This is a genomic window from Mesorhizobium sp. M0152 (assembly GCF_040322415.1).
Classification (GTDB): Bacteria; Pseudomonadota; Alphaproteobacteria; order Rhizobiales; family Rhizobiaceae; genus Mesorhizobium.
Genome location: NZ_JAMYTH010000001.1, coordinates 1 through 16,139 on the forward strand (window position 1 = coordinate 1; position 16,139 = coordinate 16,139).

Below are 16,139 nucleotides of genomic sequence, written 5' to 3' on the forward strand. Positions count from 1 at the left end.
GATCGAACTGATCGAGAAAACCAACCCGGAATGGTTCGAACTCTTTCGCGGGACTGGGTGGTAGGTTCTGGATCGCCGTGATCGTTGCGAATGTCACGGCATGGATCCTAGGGTCTGCGCCGCGTCGCTTCGCTCCTTGCTTCGCCCTAGGATGACGACGGGAAAGATGTTTTCGGCCAATCTCGAAGGTTACGGATTGCCATTGATGTCGAACTCCAACGCCTGCGATTAGCCTGGCCTCCACGCCGTCGTCATCCTAGGGCGAAGCAAGGAGCGAAGCGACGCGGCGCAGACCCTAGGATCCATGCCGTGACTTCTGAGCGATACTACGGTGCGGGCTTCTCTTCCGCTGAATCGACAGATGCTACAGCCCCACGTCTAGCGAGCCTCCCGGCAGCCGATTGACAGCACCTCTCATCTGTGCAGAAATTGGTTGGACCATTGGACCACTTGGAGAGAGCGTGGACCAGAACAGCCTGCCACCCATCCAGACCACGGCGCGCGACGACGCCGTGCTGAAGGCGTTGGTGGGCTTTGTTCGCGCCGAGGCCTTGCAGCCGGGCGAGAGACTTCCGACCGAGCGTATTCTGGCCGAGCGGCTGAAGGTCAGCCGCAACACGGTGCGTGAGGCGCTGACGCGGTGGGAAGGGCTCGGCCTCGTCGAGCGGCGGCAAGGCAGCGGCACCTATCTCAAGGCGGCCGTGTCGCCCGACATGCTGCATTTGCCGCTGACGCTGGCAGGCGGCAATGACTTCACCAGCCTGATGCAGACGCTGGAAATACGCCGTGCGCTGGAGGCGGAGGCGGCCGCCCTTTGCGCCGAGCGCGCAAGCCAATCCGACATCGCCGAGATCGAACGCAAGCTCGACATCATGGAGCAGGCTTTTCGCACCCGCGACGGCATGTCGTCGGAGGAGGACTGGGAGTTCCACCAGGCAATCTACCGGGTCTCGGGCAATCCGCTGTTCGAGCAGATCATCGCCGCCATGCACGAGTTGTTCCATCGCTTCTGGGAGCATCCGCTGGGCGTTCGCGACTTCGGCCACGCCAGCTTTCCCTACCACCGGACGATCTACGAGCGCATCGCTGCGCGCGATCCGCAAGGCGCCCGCGACGAGGCACTCAAGCTGATCGCCACCGTCGAGGACGATCTGAAGCGCGGCGCGGCCAAACTCAAACTTTCGAGCCAGACATGAACGAGCATCCAGCCGCTTTCGACTACGACTATCTCGCCGAGGCGGCGACACTGCTGGCCCATGACGAGCCTTTCCCGGGCGGCGCGGTGGTGCCGCCGATCTACCAGACTTCGCTGTTCACCTTCGCCAATTATGCCGAAATGGCCGACACCTTTGCCGGCAAGCGCAAGCAGCCGATCTATTCGCGCGGCGACAATCCGACGGTGATGGAGTTCGAGGCGCGGGTGGCGGCACTCGAGGGCGCTGAAGCCGCGCGCGGCTTTTCCAGCGGCATGGCGGCGATCAGCGCCACCGTGCTTGCCTTCGTCGGCGCCGGCGAGCGCGTCGTTGCGGTGCGCAATTGCTACGGCGACGCCTACAGGCTGTTCGAGCGGCTGTTGCCGCGGCTCAACATCAGGGTCGACTATGTCGACGGCTCCGACCCGGACGCGGTGGCGGCGGCACTTCCGGGCGCCAGGCTGCTTTATCTGGAAAGCCCGACCTCGATGATGTTCGAGCTCCAGGATCTGCCGCATCTGACCCGGTTGGCCAGGGAGCAGGGCATCGTCACCACGATCGACAATTCCTGGGCGACGCCGGTGTTCCAAAAACCGATCGCGCATGGCGTCGATCTGGTGCTGCATTCGGCATCGAAATATCTCGGCGGCCACAGCGATACGGTCGCCGGCGTGGTGGCGGGCTCGGCCGCCCACATCAAGCACATCAACGAGCAGACCTATTCCTATCTCGGTGGCAAGCTGTCGCCCTTCGAGGCGTGGCTGCTGCTGCGCGGGATGCGCACGCTGCCACTGCGCCTGCCGCACCATATGAAGAGCGGGCTTATCATCGCCGAACGGCTGAAGGCACATGCCAATGTCGAGCGCGTCAACCATCCCGTCTATTCGAACCATCCGGGCAAGGCGACGCTGGCCGGCTATGGCGGACTGTTCTCCTTCGAGGTGACGGACGATATCGACATCCCCGCCTTCGTCGACGCGCTGAAATATTTCCGCATCGGCGTCAGCTGGGGCGGGCATGAAAGCCTGGTCGTGCCGGCCAAGGCGTCGCTGGAGCAGACGCCGGGACTGAATTCGATGGCGCGCTTCGGCGTTAGCCCCCGAACCATCCGCTTCAATGTCGGATTGGAGAATGTCGAAGACTTATGGGCCGACGTTGCCCAGGCCTTCGAAAAAGCCAGAAAATAACAAGCGGGTTCAAAATGGGAGTCTTGAACATGAAGAAACTGACCGTCATGCTTGCCACGGTTGCGGGGCTGGCGATTTCCGCCGGAAGCGCGCTGGCCGATTCGACCCTCAAAATGGTCGAAGTCATCACCAGCCCGCCGCGCACCGAGTTCCTGAAAAAGCAGATCGCCGAGTTCGAGGCGGCCAATCCCGGCGTCAAGGTCGAGCTGATCTCGCTGCCGTGGGGCCAGGCCTTCGAAAAATTCCTGACCATGGTGCAGGCCGGCGACACGCCCGACGTGGTCGAGATGCCGGAGCGCTGGATGGGCCTTTATGCCAACAATGCCCAGCTCGAGGACCTCGGTCCCTATATGGCCAAATGGGACGACGCCAAGACGCTCGGGGAGCGCGCCAAGCAGTTCGGCTCGACGGTCAACAACACCCAGTACATGATCCCCTACGGCTATTATCTCAACGCGCTGTTCTGGAACAAGAAGCTGTTCAAGGAGGCCGGCCTCGACGGCCCGCCGGCGACGCTCGACGAGTTCGTCGCCGATGCCAAGAAGATCTCGGCACTGCCGGGCAAATACGGCTACTGCCTGCGCGGCGGACCGGGCGCGTTCAACGGCATGCACATGTTCATGAACATCGCCGCCGGCAAGGGCGGCTACTTCAACGAGGACGGCACCTCGACCATCAACGAGGAAGGTTCGGTCAAGGGCCTGCAAATGCTGGCCGACATGTACAAGGACGGACTGGCGCCGAAGGATGCGGTGAGCTGGGGCTTCAACGAAACCGTCACCGGTTTCTATTCCGGCACCTGCGCCATGCTCAACCAGGATCCCGACGCGCTGCTCGGCATCGCAGACAAGATGAGCGCCGACGACTTCGCCGTGGCGCCAATGCCTGTCGGACCGAGCGGCAAGTCCTATCCGACGCTCGGCTATGCCGGCTGGGCGATGTTCGCCAACTCGCAGCACAAGGACGACGCCTGGAAGCTGATGGCGACGCTTTTGTCGCCCAAGGACAATCTCGAATGGGCCAAGGAAGTCGGCGTCATTCCGATCCACAACGGCGCCGACCAGGACGCCCACTTCAAGACCGAGCAGTTCAAGGGCTGGTTCACCGAGCTGAACAGCGACAAATACGAAATGGTGACGCCGCCGACGCATCTGGAGAACCTGGGCAATTTCGTCGACCAGGTAGCGATCAAGAATTTTCAGGAAGTGCTGCTTGGCCAAAAGCCGGCCAAGGAGGTCGCCGACCAATGGGCGGCCTTCCTGACCAAGGAGCAGCAGGACTGGCTGGCGAAAAACAAGAAGTAGCGCGCGCCTTTTTCCTTCTCCCCGTTTCACGGGGAGAAGGTGTCACGAAGTGACGGATGAGGGGCGGCGCTAAGTTCTGAAAAGCTGGCGCTGCCCCTCATCTGGCTGTCCGTCCTCCGCAGTAGCTGCGCTGCAGCTGCGGAGAGTGATCCGGCATCTTCTTCCCGTGGAACGGGGAGCAGGACGCTGTGCCAACGCCGGCCCTACCTTTCACCGCAGAGCGAGCTTAATGACCTATGCCGTGTCCGAAATAAGATCCGTCGGCAAGCCGCGTCGCAAGCGGCTATCGCACGCCACCATCGAGCCGTGGCTCTATCTCAGCCCGGCGATCATCCTGCTGGTCATCGTGCTTCTGGTGCCGCTGGTTATCGGCATCAGCTATTCGTTCCGCAAATTCTCGGCCTTCAAGTCGGAATATGTCGGGCTCGGCCAGTACCAGGCCATGCTGTCGGACCAGGTGCTGGGGCAGGCGCTGGTCAACACGCTGTGGTGGACGGTCGCCAGCCTGTTCTTCCAGTTCTTCCTCGGCCTTGGCCTGGCGCAGCTGCTCGACAAGCCGTTCTGGGGCCGTAAACTGGTGCAGGCGCTGGTGTTCCTGCCCTGGGCGGTGCCGTCCTTCCTGTCCGGCCTCACCTGGGCCTGGTTGTTCAATCCGATCACCGGTCCGCTGCCGCACTGGCTGTTTGCATTGGGGCTGAAGGCCGAGCCGACCAACGTGCTCTCCGATCCCTCGACCGCCATGTGGGGGCCGATCGTCGCCAACATCTGGTTCGGCATTCCATTCTTCGCCATCACGCTGCTGGCGGCGCTGAAATCCATTCCGTCGGAACTGCATGAAGCGGCGGCCATCGACGGCGCCTCGCCCTGGCAGCGCTTCACCAAGGTGACGTTGCCGTTCCTGGCGCCGACCATCGCCATCACCGTGATGCTGCGAACCATCTGGATCGCCACTTTCGCCGACCTGATCTTCGTCATGACCGAGGGCGGGCCGGCCGGGTCGACCAATACGGTGCCGGTATACATCTATGTCAGCGCCTTCAAATCGCTGGACAAGGGCTATGCCTCCGCGGTGGCCGTGCTGTTACTGGTTCTGCTCATCGCCTATGCGATCGCGCTGATCGCTATCCGTCGCACGCTAGTGAGGCACGTCTGATGATCGCGGGACGCTCGGCCTCGCAGCGCTTTTTCGGCGGCATAGGCCTCTACGCCGCGATCGCCGCCTATGTGGTCTTCGCCCTGTTTCCGATCTACTGGACGCTGAAGATCTCGGTGACGCCGGAGCGGCTCCTCTATTCGGAAGGCATCACCTTCTGGCCGTCGCGGATGACGTTGCAGAACTTCGTTACCGTGCTCGAGGCCACCGATTTTCCACGCTATTTCCTCAACAGCGTCATCGTCTCGGTATCGACGGCGGCGCTGGTGACGATCATCGCCACGCTCGCCGGCTACGCCATGTCCCGCTTCATGTTCCGCGGCAAGGCAGCGCTGGCGCTGATGCTGCTTTTGACCCAGACTTTTCCGCTGGTGATGGTCATCCCGCCGATCTACCGCGTGATGGGTCAGATCGGCCTGATCAACAGCCTGACCGGGCTGATCATCATCTATACCGCCTTCAACACAGCCTTCGCCACCTTCCTGATGCAGTCCTTCTTCGACGGCATTCCGAAGGACCTGGAAGAGGCGGCGATGATCGACGGCTGCACGCGTGCGCAGGCGATGCGCCGCGTGATCGTGCCGCTGACGCTGCCCGGCATGGGCGCTACGCTCGGCTTCGTCTTCACCGCCGCCTGGAGCGAGCTTCTGTTCGCGCTGATGCTGATTTCCAGCGACGACCAGAAGACCTTTGCCGTCGGCCTGCTCACCTTCATCGGCAAGTTCGCCGTCGACTGGGGGCAGATGATGGCGGCGTCCATCCTGGCGTTAATCCCGGTCTGCATCTTCTTCGCCTTCCTGCAACGCTATCTCGTCACCGGCCTGACCGCCGGCGCCGTCAAAGGATAGATCGATGGCTTCAGTCACGCTCGAAAAGGTCCGCAAGGATTATGGCGCCGTCCGGGTGCTGCACGCAGTCGACCTCGAAATCGCCGATGGCGAGTTCGTCGTCCTGGTCGGCCCGTCCGGTTGCGGCAAGTCCACGCTTTTGCGCATGATCGCCGGACTGGAGGAAGCTTCCGGCGGCGAGATCCGCATCGGCGAGCGGCTGGTCAACGACGTCGCGCCGAAGGATCGCGACATCGCCATGGTGTTCCAGTCCTACGCGCTTTATCCGCACATGGACGTGTCGAAGAACATGGGCTTCAGCCTGATGCTGCGGAAGGCGGAGAAGCCGGCGATCGACGAGCGGGTCGACGGTGCCGCCAAGCGGCTCGGCCTCGACACGTTCCTGCAACGCCTGCCGCGGCAACTGTCCGGCGGCCAGCGCCAGCGTGTCGCCATGGGCCGCGCCATCGTGCGCGATCCCAAGGTCTTTCTGTTCGACGAGCCGCTGTCGAACCTCGATGCCAAGCTGCGCGTCCACATGCGCGCCGAGATCAAGGCGCTGCACCAGCAACTGAAGACCACTTCGGTCTATGTCACCCACGACCAGATCGAGGCGATGACCATGGCCGACCGGATCGTCGTCATGCATGACGGGCTGATCCAGCAGGTCGGCGCGCCGCTAGATCTCTATGACCGGCCGGCCAACATGTTCGTTGCCGGCTTCATCGGCTCGCCGGGCATGAATTTCCTGCCGGCGACGGTTCGCAAGGGCAGGACGCTCGACGCCGTGCTGGCCGACGCCCAGATGCTGCGGCTGCCGGACGGGCTGCCTCTGGAGGATGGCGATGCCGTCACCGTCGGCTTGCGGCCCGAGCATATCAGGCTGGCCGGTGACGGTGCTCTGCAAGGCGAGGTGGGGGTCGTGGAGCCGCTCGGCCTCTCGACGCAGTTCTACGTCAAGGCGGCCAACCAGCAGCTCTGCGTCTTTGCCATGGGCCGGGCCGGCGTGAAGCCCGGCGACGTCGTGCGTCTGGCGGCCGATCCGGCATCGCTGCACATTTTCGATCCGGCAAGCGGCGATCGCATCGGGTGAGGCACTTCAGCTTCAGCCCCCAGTGAAAACAAAAACGCCGCCCAATGGGCGGCGTTTCGACATTTCCGGAAAACCAGATTACTTGATCTTGGTTTCCTTGAATTCGACGTGCTTCTTGGCGACCGGATCGTACTTGCGGAACGACAGCTTGTCGGTCTTGGTACGGCTGTTCTTGCTGGTCACGTAGAAGAAACCGGTGTCGGCGGTCGACAGAAGCTTGATCTTGATGTTTGCGGCTTTGGCCATGATATCAGTCCGTTGTGTTCGTGGGGTTTTGGCCGCTGAAGCACGGGAAAACACCCGGACGCGGGAAACTTGCCGCGACACATAAACAACGTGCCCGGAAAGTCAAGCCCGGCGACAGCCCGGCGGAGCTTGTGAAGCGGAACGGTCGAACAGCGACAGTCTATTTGCCGAAGTCAGCGCAGTCCGCCGAGCTGCCAATCTCCCCCCTCGTGGGGGAGATGTCCGGCAGGACAGAGGGGGCGCCGTAGAGCGCCGATCTCCCAATTCGCCAGGCCGATCTGGCTCGGCCCATCCTAGATCTTCACCGAACCTGCGCTGCGTGTAGGCCGAAGATTACAGCAAGGCTGGCGGGACAGCGCCCCCCTCTGTCCTGCCGGACATCTCCCCCACTTGGGGGGAGATCGACCTTCATCTCGGATTTCGCCAATCACCAATGCTCACGCGTCCGCTGTGGCTGGCAAGGCGATTTTCTTCCAGTCTCCGGTGGTGTTCCACCAGCGATTCGGGTTGGCCTGATCGTCGAGCCCCTTGGAGCGGCTGGCGAGGATCGGCTGGATGCGGATCACCGGCTCCTGATAGGAGTGCGCCTGGAAAATCGCTTCGACGACGCGGGCGGCCAGCGGCTGGTCGTCGGGCAGTTCGAATGAAACTTCGACCGTTCCGGGACGCCGGCGCAATTCGGTTTCGGCGCCGGCCCCGTCGAGTGGCCTGTAGCGCTCGATGCCATGTGCCGACTGGTAGGCGTTGCGGTCGTATTTGCCCATGGCCAGCGGGGCTATCGCCACCACCGCGTCCATGATGCGGTCGACATCCGCTGCCGGCGCCTGGAAGGTTACAAGCAGCAGAAGCGTCATTCGTAGGGATGTGGTTTCAAAGCCGCTGTCGATCATGGAAGTGTCCTCAACTTCGGATATTGGGACACTCTTTTAACCGGATGCTCCTGACACGGTTGTGTCAGTAGCCGTATCGTGCCGTCGCGCTACAGCAGGATCTTGCGGACCAGCCTGATGCTGACCAGGGCGATGTAGGCGGCGAAGAACAGGCCGAGCGACCAGCCGAAGCCAGACGGACCGAACGCATCCATGCCGATGCCGATGGCCTGCGGGCCGAGCACCATGCCCACGCCGTAGCACAGCACGAAGGCGGCATTGGCCGATGCCAGCTCGTGGCCGGAAAGCTGCGAGCCGAGATGGGCAAGGCCGATCGTGTACATGGCCGCGACCACGCCGCCCCAGACGAACAGGAGGGCCGCCATCAGGTGCCAATTCTGGGCGAAGAAGGGCATGAAGATCGTGCCGGCGAGGCCGACGATCGCGCAGGCGAGCAGCAGATAGCGGCGGTCGCTGACGCGGTCGCTGATCATGCCGATCGGGATCTGCAACAGCACATTGCCCAGACCGATCATGGTCAGGAGAAGTGCCGCGTCGGCCTCGGAGTAGCCGATGCGGTTGCCGTAGACCGGAAATAGCGCGAAGCCACCGGTTTCGACGGCGCCGAACACCAGCACCGCGAAAGTCGCGGTCGGCACCAGCCAGATGTAGCGCAGGAAGTTGCTGGTCTCGCCGTCGGCCACAATGGTGGGGCTTTCGTTGCGGGCCGCCAGCACCGGTATCGCGGCCAGCGTCACCAACGCGATGATGACGCCAAAAGGCCTGAAACCGGAGCTGCCGAGATGGGCGAACAGCCACGGCCCCGCGGCAAAGCCGAGCGACAGAACGGTCGCGTAGATACCGAGGACAAGGCCACGCCGGTGTGGCGGCGCCGAGGTGCTGATCCAGAACTCCGACAGGATGAACAGCACCGTCAGCGCGATATGCAGCACGACGCGCAGTGGAAACCACATCCAGAAATCGGGTGCGAAGTGGAAGCCGACGAAGGCCAGCGCACCTGTGGCGATCATGGCGATCATCGTCCAGGCGACGCCGAACCGCATGGCGAGCGGCGTGGCCAGCGGCGCACCGGCGATCGAGGCCAGGCCGGCGACCGCCGTGTTGAGGCCGATCATCGAGGCCGAATGGCCGCGCGTTTCCAGGATGACGCTGAGCAGCGGCATGCCGAGGCCGATGGCGATGCCGACGACGCTGATCGACGATATCGCCGCCACCATCGGCAGCCAGTGTACGCGTTCGTCGCCCTTTTGTTGGGTATCGACCGTCATGTTATGTCTGAATACTCGATGTTTTACAGAATTTCGCGGGTGAAGCGGTTGCGGACAAGCCGGTAGAAGGGCACGGGACCGCCCGGACGCAACAGCGGGTCGTGGACGAGGCGGCTTTCCAACTCGTCCAGGATCATTCGGGTGATGTCGGGGATGTCGGCTTCCCTGGCCTTGGCAAGCGGCAGCCAGACCAGTTCCTCGAGTTCGTTCGTAGGGCCGCCACCCGGCAGTTCGACGGCGACGTCGGAGCGCCATGCGCTGAAGAAACGAGTGTCGAAGCGGCGTACCCGGTTGGGTGGGGTGACGGCGCGCGCGATCAAGCGCAGCATGTCCAGGCAGGGTTGGACGCCGTGTTCGGCAAAGCCTTGCCAATCGGCCCTTGCGGTGGCGAACGCGCCTTTGCGGCCGATCAGCAATCCGGCTTCCTCGTAGGTCTCGCGGATGGCGGACAGGGCGATAGCGCGGGCTCGCGCCGCGCTTGTGCGCCCAGGACCGGCGATGAGCTTTGATTCCTGGTCGGGATGCAGCGCGGTCGCCGCGGGAATGCGGCTGTCCGCCGGGTCGGTACGGCCACCGGGAAACACGAACTTGCCTGGCATGAAGGCGTGGCCGGCACTACGGCGACCCATCAATACACGCACCTCGTCGCCCTCGCGGTCGAGCAGGATCAGGGTCGCGGCGTCTCGTGGACGAATCGCCCGGCCGCCATGCGTGGCCAGACCCTTGTCGATCTTGTCGACCTCCGCGTTGGTCATACCATCCATGCGCAGGACCTAGCGGAAACGTCTTGCATGCGAAAGTAGCCTTGACGATTGGCATGTTGCGCCAGGCAGCACCTCAGGCACCGGGGTGGGGCTCAGCCACGTCGTGTTCGCCACCAAAACCGTGCATATAGAAGGCCCATTGCAATCCGATGACGGCACCTTTCACCGGTTGCAGCAGGGCAACCGACAGCAGGATGGTCAGTGGTACCCAGATGGCGATGTGCTGCCAGGTGGAAAGCGTCGATGTCGCCTCCACGCCCATGAAGGCACCGAGAACGATATGGCCGACGATGACGATGACTAGATAGGCGGGCAGGTCGTCGGCGCGATGGTGGTGAATTTCCTCGCCGCAGACATTGCAGGTCTCGACGGCCTTGGTGAAGCCGCGAAACAGCTTGCCTTCGCCGCAGTTCGGGCAGCGGCCGAGCATGCCGCGCTTCATGGCCGTCCACAGCGGGCGGGCAACCCGGCCCGAGTGATGCTCGCCGCCAAAAACCTGTTGTTCCATCATCGTCTCCTGCCGCGCGGACCCGATCGCGATTGCGACGCGCGGGCGCGGCCCTTGGCCTTGTGAAACGACCTTTTGGAGCCCGGCAGGGGCTTCGGGTCGGTCAACATCTCGAAGCGCATGGCACCTGCCATGGGTGCCACCTCGACGAGCCGGACCTCGACCCGATCCGCGAGCTGGTAACCCTTGCCCGAGCGTTCTCCGTACAAGGAGCGAGCCGTTTCATCATATATATAGTAATCACCGCCCAGCGTTGACACCGGGATGAAACCATCCGCGCCATACTGCGGCAATTGGACAAATAGTCCCGATTTGGTGACGCCTGAAATTCGGGCATCGAAACGGTCATCGATGCGCTCGGCCAGATAGGCGGCGATTAGCCGGTCGACCGTATCGCGCTCGGCCGCCATTGCACGGCGTTCCGTGCCGGAAATCAGCACCGAAACATCCTCGAGCCGCGCTTCCTCGTCCTGCGTCAGCCCGCCCGGGCCGAGGCCGAGTGCGGCGATAAGTCCGCGATGCACGATGAGATCGGCGTAGCGGCGGATGGGTGAGGTGAAATGCGCATAGCGCCTGAGGTTGAGGCCGAAATGGCCGATGTTCTTCGGCGAATATTCGGCCTGGCTCTGCGAGCGCAGCACCACCTCATTGACCAGGCCTTCATTGTCGGCCCCGCGCACGCGCTCGAGAATGCCGTTGAACTGGGCAGGCCGCATCTGCGCGCCGCGCGCCAGCGACAGGCCTAGCGTCTGCAGAAATTCGCGCAGCGATTCCTGCTTGGCCATCGAAGGCTCGTCATGGATGCGGAAGACCAGCGCCTGCTTCTTGGCCTCCAGCGTCTCCGCGGCGGCGACATTGGCCTGGATCATGAATTCTTCGATGAGTTTGTGGGCGTCGAGCCGTTCCGGCACGACGACGCGATCGACCGTGCCGTCGGGCTTCAGCAGTATCTTGCGCTCCGGAAGGTCGAGTTCGAGCGGCTGGCGGCCATCGCGTCCGCGCTTGAGGATCGCATAGGCATCCCATAGCGGCCTCAGCACCGCGTCGAGAATCGGTCCGGTCTTGTCGTCAGGCACGCCGTCGATCGCCGCCTGCGCCTGCGGGTAGGCGAGCTTGGCCGCCGATTTCATCATGACGCGATGGAAGGAATGCCGGATCTTCCGCCCGTCCGCCGAAAAAACCATGCGGACCGCCAGCGCCGGACGATCCTGGCCTTCGCGCAGCGAGCAGAGATCGTTGGAGATGCGCTCGGGCAGCATCGGAACGACGCGATCCGGGAAATAAACCGAGTTGCCGCGCTTCAGCGCCTCGCGGTCGAGTGCCGTGCCGTGGCGGACGTAAGCAGCGACATCGGCGATGGCGACCGTGATGACCACGCCGCCAGGGTTCTTCTCATCGGCATCGGGTGTGGCGAACACCGCGTCGTCATGATCCTTTGCGTCGGCCGGATCGATGGTGACCAGCGGCAAGTCACGCCAGTCCTCGCGATGATCCATTGTCGCGGGCTTGACGGCTTCGGACTCAGCGATGACGTCGGCCGGGAAGATGTGCGGAATGTCATGTGCGTGGATGGCGATCATCGAGACCGCTTTTTCGCTGGTCAGCGAGCCCAGCACGTTGAGTACTTTTGCTCTCGGCAATCCATAGCGGGAGGCTCGCGCGGGCTCGACCTCGACCAGGTCGCCGTTTTTGGCGCCGTTCTGGAATTCCTTGTCGACGATCAGTTCCGGTTGACGCCGCTCCACCGGCTCGATGCGCAAGCTGCCGTCCTGAAGCACGCGAAAAACACCGAGAACGGCATCGCTGCGCTTCTCGAATATCTTCACCACCCGTCCGGTGTAGGCCGGGCCGCCCAGGGCGACATTCGTGTCGTCGGCGGGAAAAGTCTTGGCCAGCACGCGGTCGCCGATGCCCGGCGCCGGTCCGCCGCCACTGCGCGACAGACGGATGGAAACAATGGGTGGCGGTCCATTGGCGGTGTGTTCGGTGGGACGCGCCAGCAGCACGCCGTCGGCGTCTCGGTCAAAAATGTCGAGTACCGTGACATGGGGCAGGGCGCCGACGCGGGCCAGCCGCTTGCGCTCTTTGGTCAGGACGCCTTCATCCTGCAGGTCGCGCAGGAGATCCTTCAGCCAGATGCGATCGTCGCCACGCAAGGCGAACGCCTTGGCGATATCACGCTTTCCCGCGCGATCGGGATTTTCGGCGATGTAGCGCAGTATCTCGTCACGCGACGGCCGGTAGTCGTCCTTGACCTTGGCCCTCGTGTCGGCGGTGCGCGGATCGCCGTGGCCTCGTCCGGTGATCTTGCGCGCCACGACGGCTATCCTTTTTTCTTTGCGGCCGGCTTCTTGGCGGCCGCCTTCTTGGTTGCAGGCGCTTTGGCCGCGGCCGCCTTGCGGAACGGCTTCTTGCCGCCACCGCCCTTGGCTTCCTTCTCGGCAATCAGCGCCAGCGCATCGTCCATGGTCACCGACTGCGGATCCTTGCCCTTGGGCAATGTGGCATTGACCTTGCCGAAATTCACGTAAGGTCCGTACTTGCCGTCGCGCACGACGATCTTGCCGCCGCCATCCGGATGGTCGCCAAGTTCCTTCAAGGCCGCCGGCGTGCCGCCATTACGGCCGCCCTTGCCCTTGGACTGCTTCTCGGCGATCACCGTGACCGCGCGATTGAGACCGATGGAGAACACGTCCTCGATGCTGTCGACATTGGCGTAGGTGCCATCATGCAGCACGAACGGACCGTAGCGGCCGAGCCCGGCCGAGATCATCTTGCCGGTTTCCGGGTGCTTGCCGACATCGCGCGGCAGGGAAAGCAGGGCAAGCGCCTTTTCATGGTCGATCGAATCGGGCGTCCAGCCCTTGGGCAGGCTGGAACGCTTGGCTTCCTTGCCATCGCCACGCTGGATGTAGGGGCCGAAGCGGCCACTGCGCAGCGTGATCTCCTCGGCGGTGTAGGGATCCTTGCCGAGCACCTTGGTGCCGTCCTCGCCGCCGCCATTCTCGCCATTCGGGTTGGCGGCGTCGCCAAGCTGGCGGGTGAAGGAGCATTCGGGGTAATTCGAGCAACCGACGAAGGCGCCGAACTTGCCGAGCTTGAGGGAAAGATTGCCGGTGCCGCATTTCGGGCAGATGCGTGGATTGGAGCCGTCCTCGCGGGCCGGGAAAACCAGCGGCGCCAGTTCCTCGTTCAGCGCATCGAGCACGTCGGTGACGCGGAGTTCCTTGATGTCGGCGACGGCGCCCGAGAAATCCTTCCAGAAGTCGCGCAGCACGTCTTTCCAGGCGAGCTTGCCGTCGGAAATCTCGTCGAGCTTTTCCTCAAGCGATGCGGTGAAGTCATATTCGACGTAACGCTCGAAGAAGCTTTCAAGGAATGCCGACAAAAGGCGGCCCTTGGCCTGCGGCACCAGCCGGCGTTTGTCGATGGTGACGTAGTCGCGGTCCTCGAGCGTCTTCAGGATCGCCGTGTAGGTCGAGGGGCGGCCGATGCCGAGCTCCTCCAGCTTCTTGATCAGCGAAGCCTCGGAATAGCGCGGCGGCGGCTCGGTCGTGTGCTGGGTGGCGTTGATCGCTTGGCGGGCAAGCTGTTCGCCGGCGCGGATTTCGGGCAGGCGGCGGTTTTCCTCGTCGTCCGCGTCGTCATCCTTCTGGTCGGTGTAGGCGGCGATGAAACCGTCGAAGCGGATGACGGAACCGACAGCGCGAAGTTCGGCGGTGCGGGCGCCGTTGATCGCTTCGATCTCGACGGTGGTGCGTTCGATCTCTGCCGGCTGCATCTGGCTGGCGATGGCGCGCTTCCAGATCAGTTCATAGAGCCGCGCCTGGTCGGCATCGAGATATTGCCTGACCGATGCGGGGGTGCGCATGAAATCCGTCGGGCGGATCGCTTCGTGCGCTTCCTGGGCGTTCTTGGCCTTGGTCGTGTAGAGGCGCGGCTTTTCCGGCAGATATTTTGGGCCGAATTCCTTGCCGATCGCGTCGCGGGCGGCGTCGATCGCCTCGGGCGCCATCTGCACGCCGTCGGTTCGCATATAGGTGATCAGGCCGGTGGTCTCGCCGCCGATCTCCATGCCTTCATAGAGGCGCTGGGCCACCTGCATGGTGCGGCTGGCCGAAAAGCCGAGGCCTGAAGAGGCGGCCTGCTGCAGCGTCGAGGTGGTGAAGGGCGGGCCCGGATTGCGCTTGGTTGGCTTGGCTTCGACGGACTGCGCCTTGAAGGTCGCACCTTCGAGCATCGCCTTGATGTCGTCGGCCTGCGCCTTGTTGGAAATGTCGAGCTTTTGCAGCTTCTTGCGCTCGAACGCCGTCAGCCGCGCCTCGAAATTCTCGTTGCGCGGCGTGCCGAGGATGGCGGCGACCTGCCAATATTCCTCGCGGATGAAGCGCTCGATCTCGGATTCGCGGTCGCAGACCAGACGCAGCGCCACCGACTGGACGCGGCCGGCCGAACGGGCGCCAGGCAGCTTGCGCCACAGGACCGGCGACAGCGTGAAGCCGACGAGATAGTCGAGCGCGCGGCGGGCTAGATAGGCATCGACCAGCGGCGCATCGATCTGGCGCGGATTGGCCATCGCCTCCAGCACGGAAGACTTGGTTATGGCGTTGAAGACGACGCGGCTGACCGGCTTGTCCTTCAGCGCGCGCTTCTGCTTGAGCACCTCCAGCACATGCCAGGAGATGGCTTCGCCTTCGCGATCCGGGTCGGTGGCGAGGATCAGACCGTCGGCATCCTTGACCGCCTTGGCGATGTCGGCGAGCCGCTTGCCCGAGGCGGTATCGACCGCCCAGGACATTGCGAAATCCTCGTCCGGGCGCACCGAGCCATCCTTGGCCGGCAAATCACGGACGTGGCCGAACGAGGCCAGAACCTTGTAGTTCTTGCCTAGGTATTTGTTGATGGTCTTCGCTTTGGCCGGCGATTCGACGACGACGACGTCCATGAGGTCTCATATCAGCTGTGATGCGGCAGAAGAATTCCGCTGCGCGCGACGAAATCTCGGTTCTGTTCGTCGCTCACATGGCCGCGCTTTTGCATCCGGTCAAGGGGAAGCGCCCAAATTGCCGGACGGTCCGCAGCAATACACTCTAAGAGTGTATGGAGAACATCACAGAATTCCGGTCGAGGGACTCTGTGCGGCGGTGTCGCCGGAAACGACCTGCTTCATTTCAATCGAGTCGCGGAAAATCAGGGCCGACATACAGCGGTTTGCCATAGCGCGTCGGACAAAAGCCGGCCGCCGGGATGTCCGGCGACCAGCCTTGTCCAGCCAGCAGGCGGGAAACGGCATCGAGGACTAATCGGCCTTGACGATATGCCAGACACCGCCGACGCCGTCACCGCTCACGTCCCCAGCCTTCTTGTCCTTGATGAAAGTGTAGACCGGCTTGCCGTCATAGGCCCACATCCTGGTGCCGTCGGTGCGGTCGACGACGTTCCATTCGTCGTCCGCCTTGGCGCCGGCCTCGGCCTTCAGCGGCGGCCAGTTGGTGGCGCATTTGTCGTAGCAGTTGGTCTTGCCCTTCTCATCCTTGTCATAGGTATAAAGCGTCATGCCGTTGGCGTCGGTGTAGATCTTGGTGCCACCGACCTCGGCTTCCTTCCATGCCTCGGCGGCGAAGGATGCGGCGGTGCTGAGCAAGAGCGCGGCCAGCCCTGCGGTCATGGTTTTCATAGAGATCTCCTTGGATGATGTGGAAGAGG

Annotated in this window: 14 protein-coding genes; 6 read left to right on the forward strand and 8 right to left on the reverse strand. The window is 63.2% G+C overall.

Annotated elements, in window-relative coordinates:
* The first annotated feature begins 461 nt into the window (after nt 1-461).
* The 6 genes from NKJ26_RS00005 (at nt 462) to NKJ26_RS00030 (ending at nt 6,757) form a co-directional block, all read left to right on the forward strand.
* On the forward strand, nt 462-1,196 hold the full coding sequence (locus NKJ26_RS00005; RefSeq protein ID WP_027025248.1) for a FadR/GntR family transcriptional regulator: 735 nt from the start codon (nt 462-464) through the stop codon (nt 1,194-1,196).
* Entirely contained in the window at nt 1,193-2,380 is a 1,188-nt protein-coding gene (locus NKJ26_RS00010) for a PLP-dependent transferase (protein ID WP_352692778.1), read from the forward strand. The genes NKJ26_RS00005 and NKJ26_RS00010 overlap by 4 nt, the downstream gene beginning before the upstream one ends.
* A gap of 29 nt (nt 2,381-2,409) precedes the next feature.
* Complete coding sequence (locus tag NKJ26_RS00015; protein ID WP_352692780.1) at nt 2,410-3,684, forward strand: ABC transporter substrate-binding protein; 1,275 nt, start codon at nt 2,410-2,412, stop codon at nt 3,682-3,684.
* A 229-nt stretch (nt 3,685-3,913) separates the two neighbouring features.
* Entirely contained in the window at nt 3,914-4,837 is a 924-nt protein-coding gene (locus tag NKJ26_RS00020; protein ID WP_352692782.1) for a carbohydrate ABC transporter permease, read from the forward strand.
* Nucleotides 4,837-5,685, forward strand: coding sequence for a carbohydrate ABC transporter permease (locus NKJ26_RS00025; protein ID WP_352692784.1), 849 nt, complete (start codon nt 4,837-4,839; stop codon nt 5,683-5,685). Before NKJ26_RS00020 ends, NKJ26_RS00025 begins: the two co-directional genes overlap by 1 nt.
* A 4-nt stretch (nt 5,686-5,689) precedes the next feature.
* Nucleotides 5,690-6,757, forward strand: coding sequence for an ABC transporter ATP-binding protein (locus tag NKJ26_RS00030; protein WP_352692786.1), 1,068 nt, complete (start codon nt 5,690-5,692; stop codon nt 6,755-6,757).
* Between the two features lie 78 nt (nt 6,758-6,835).
* On the opposite strand, the gene rpmG is transcribed toward NKJ26_RS00030, so the two are convergent.
* The 8 genes from rpmG to NKJ26_RS00070 all read right to left on the reverse strand — a co-directional run bounded on the left by rpmG (nt 6,836) and on the right by NKJ26_RS00070 (nt 16,110).
* The gene (gene rpmG, locus NKJ26_RS00035; RefSeq protein ID WP_006201775.1) at nt 6,836-7,003 is read right to left on the reverse strand and encodes a 50S ribosomal protein L33; all 168 of its coding nucleotides are present in this window, start codon (nt 7,001-7,003) and stop codon (nt 6,836-6,838) included.
* Between the two features lie 437 nt (nt 7,004-7,440).
* Nucleotides 7,441-7,893 carry a YqfO family protein gene (locus tag NKJ26_RS00040; RefSeq protein WP_352692788.1) on the reverse strand — a complete coding sequence of 151 codons (453 nt, stop codon included), beginning with the start codon at nt 7,891-7,893 and terminating at the stop codon, nt 7,441-7,443.
* Between the two features lie 89 nt (nt 7,894-7,982).
* Nucleotides 7,983-9,161: an MFS transporter gene (locus NKJ26_RS00045; RefSeq protein ID WP_027025241.1), complete on the reverse strand. Its 1,179-nt coding sequence runs from the start codon at nt 9,159-9,161 to the stop codon at nt 7,983-7,985.
* Nucleotides 9,162-9,184: 23 nt separating this feature from the next.
* The gene (locus tag NKJ26_RS00050) at nt 9,185-9,925 is read right to left on the reverse strand and encodes an NUDIX hydrolase (protein WP_352692790.1); all 741 of its coding nucleotides are present in this window, start codon (nt 9,923-9,925) and stop codon (nt 9,185-9,187) included.
* 73 nt (nt 9,926-9,998) lie between these two features.
* Entirely contained in the window at nt 9,999-10,433 is a 435-nt protein-coding gene (locus tag NKJ26_RS00055; protein ID WP_352599105.1) for a DUF983 domain-containing protein, read from the reverse strand.
* Entirely contained in the window at nt 10,433-12,751 is a 2,319-nt protein-coding gene (rnr, locus tag NKJ26_RS00060) for a ribonuclease R (protein WP_352692792.1), read from the reverse strand. Before rnr ends, NKJ26_RS00055 begins: the two co-directional genes overlap by 1 nt.
* Before the next feature lie 5 nt (nt 12,752-12,756).
* Nucleotides 12,757-15,378: a type I DNA topoisomerase gene (topA, locus tag NKJ26_RS00065; RefSeq protein ID WP_352692794.1), complete on the reverse strand. Its 2,622-nt coding sequence runs from the start codon at nt 15,376-15,378 to the stop codon at nt 12,757-12,759.
* A 354-nt stretch (nt 15,379-15,732) separates the two neighbouring features.
* Nucleotides 15,733-16,110 (reverse strand): COG4315 family predicted lipoprotein, encoded by a 378-nt coding sequence (locus tag NKJ26_RS00070; RefSeq protein ID WP_352692796.1) that lies wholly within the window; start codon nt 16,108-16,110, stop codon nt 15,733-15,735.
* Nucleotides 16,111-16,139 lie beyond the last annotated feature (29 nt).

Bases quoted from the DNA above. Each gene is read 5' to 3' on its own strand.
- NKJ26_RS00010 (WP_352692778.1), top strand. From the start codon at position 1,193: ATGAACGAGCATCCAGCCGCTTTCGACTACGACTATCTCGCCGAGGCG.
- NKJ26_RS00015 (WP_352692780.1), top strand. From the start codon at position 2,410: ATGAAGAAACTGACCGTCATGCTTGCCACGGTTGCGGGGCTGGCGATT.
- NKJ26_RS00020 (WP_352692782.1), top strand. From the start codon at position 3,914: ATGACCTATGCCGTGTCCGAAATAAGATCCGTCGGCAAGCCGCGTCGC.
- NKJ26_RS00025 (WP_352692784.1), top strand. From the start codon at position 4,837: ATGATCGCGGGACGCTCGGCCTCGCAGCGCTTTTTCGGCGGCATAGGC.
- NKJ26_RS00030 (WP_352692786.1), top strand. From the start codon at position 5,690: ATGGCTTCAGTCACGCTCGAAAAGGTCCGCAAGGATTATGGCGCCGTC.
- rpmG (WP_006201775.1), bottom strand. From the start codon at position 7,003: ATGGCCAAAGCCGCAAACATCAAGATCAAGCTTCTGTCGACCGCCGAC.
- NKJ26_RS00040 (WP_352692788.1), bottom strand. From the start codon at position 7,893: ATGATCGACAGCGGCTTTGAAACCACATCCCTACGAATGACGCTTCTG.
- NKJ26_RS00045 (WP_027025241.1), bottom strand. From the start codon at position 9,161: ATGACGGTCGATACCCAACAAAAGGGCGACGAACGCGTACACTGGCTG.
- NKJ26_RS00050 (WP_352692790.1), bottom strand. From the start codon at position 9,925: ATGGATGGTATGACCAACGCGGAGGTCGACAAGATCGACAAGGGTCTG.
- NKJ26_RS00055 (WP_352599105.1), bottom strand. From the start codon at position 10,433: ATGGAACAACAGGTTTTTGGCGGCGAGCATCACTCGGGCCGGGTTGCC.
- topA (WP_352692794.1), bottom strand. From the start codon at position 15,378: ATGGACGTCGTCGTCGTCGAATCGCCGGCCAAAGCGAAGACCATCAAC.
- NKJ26_RS00070 (WP_352692796.1), bottom strand. From the start codon at position 16,110: ATGAAAACCATGACCGCAGGGCTGGCCGCGCTCTTGCTCAGCACCGCC.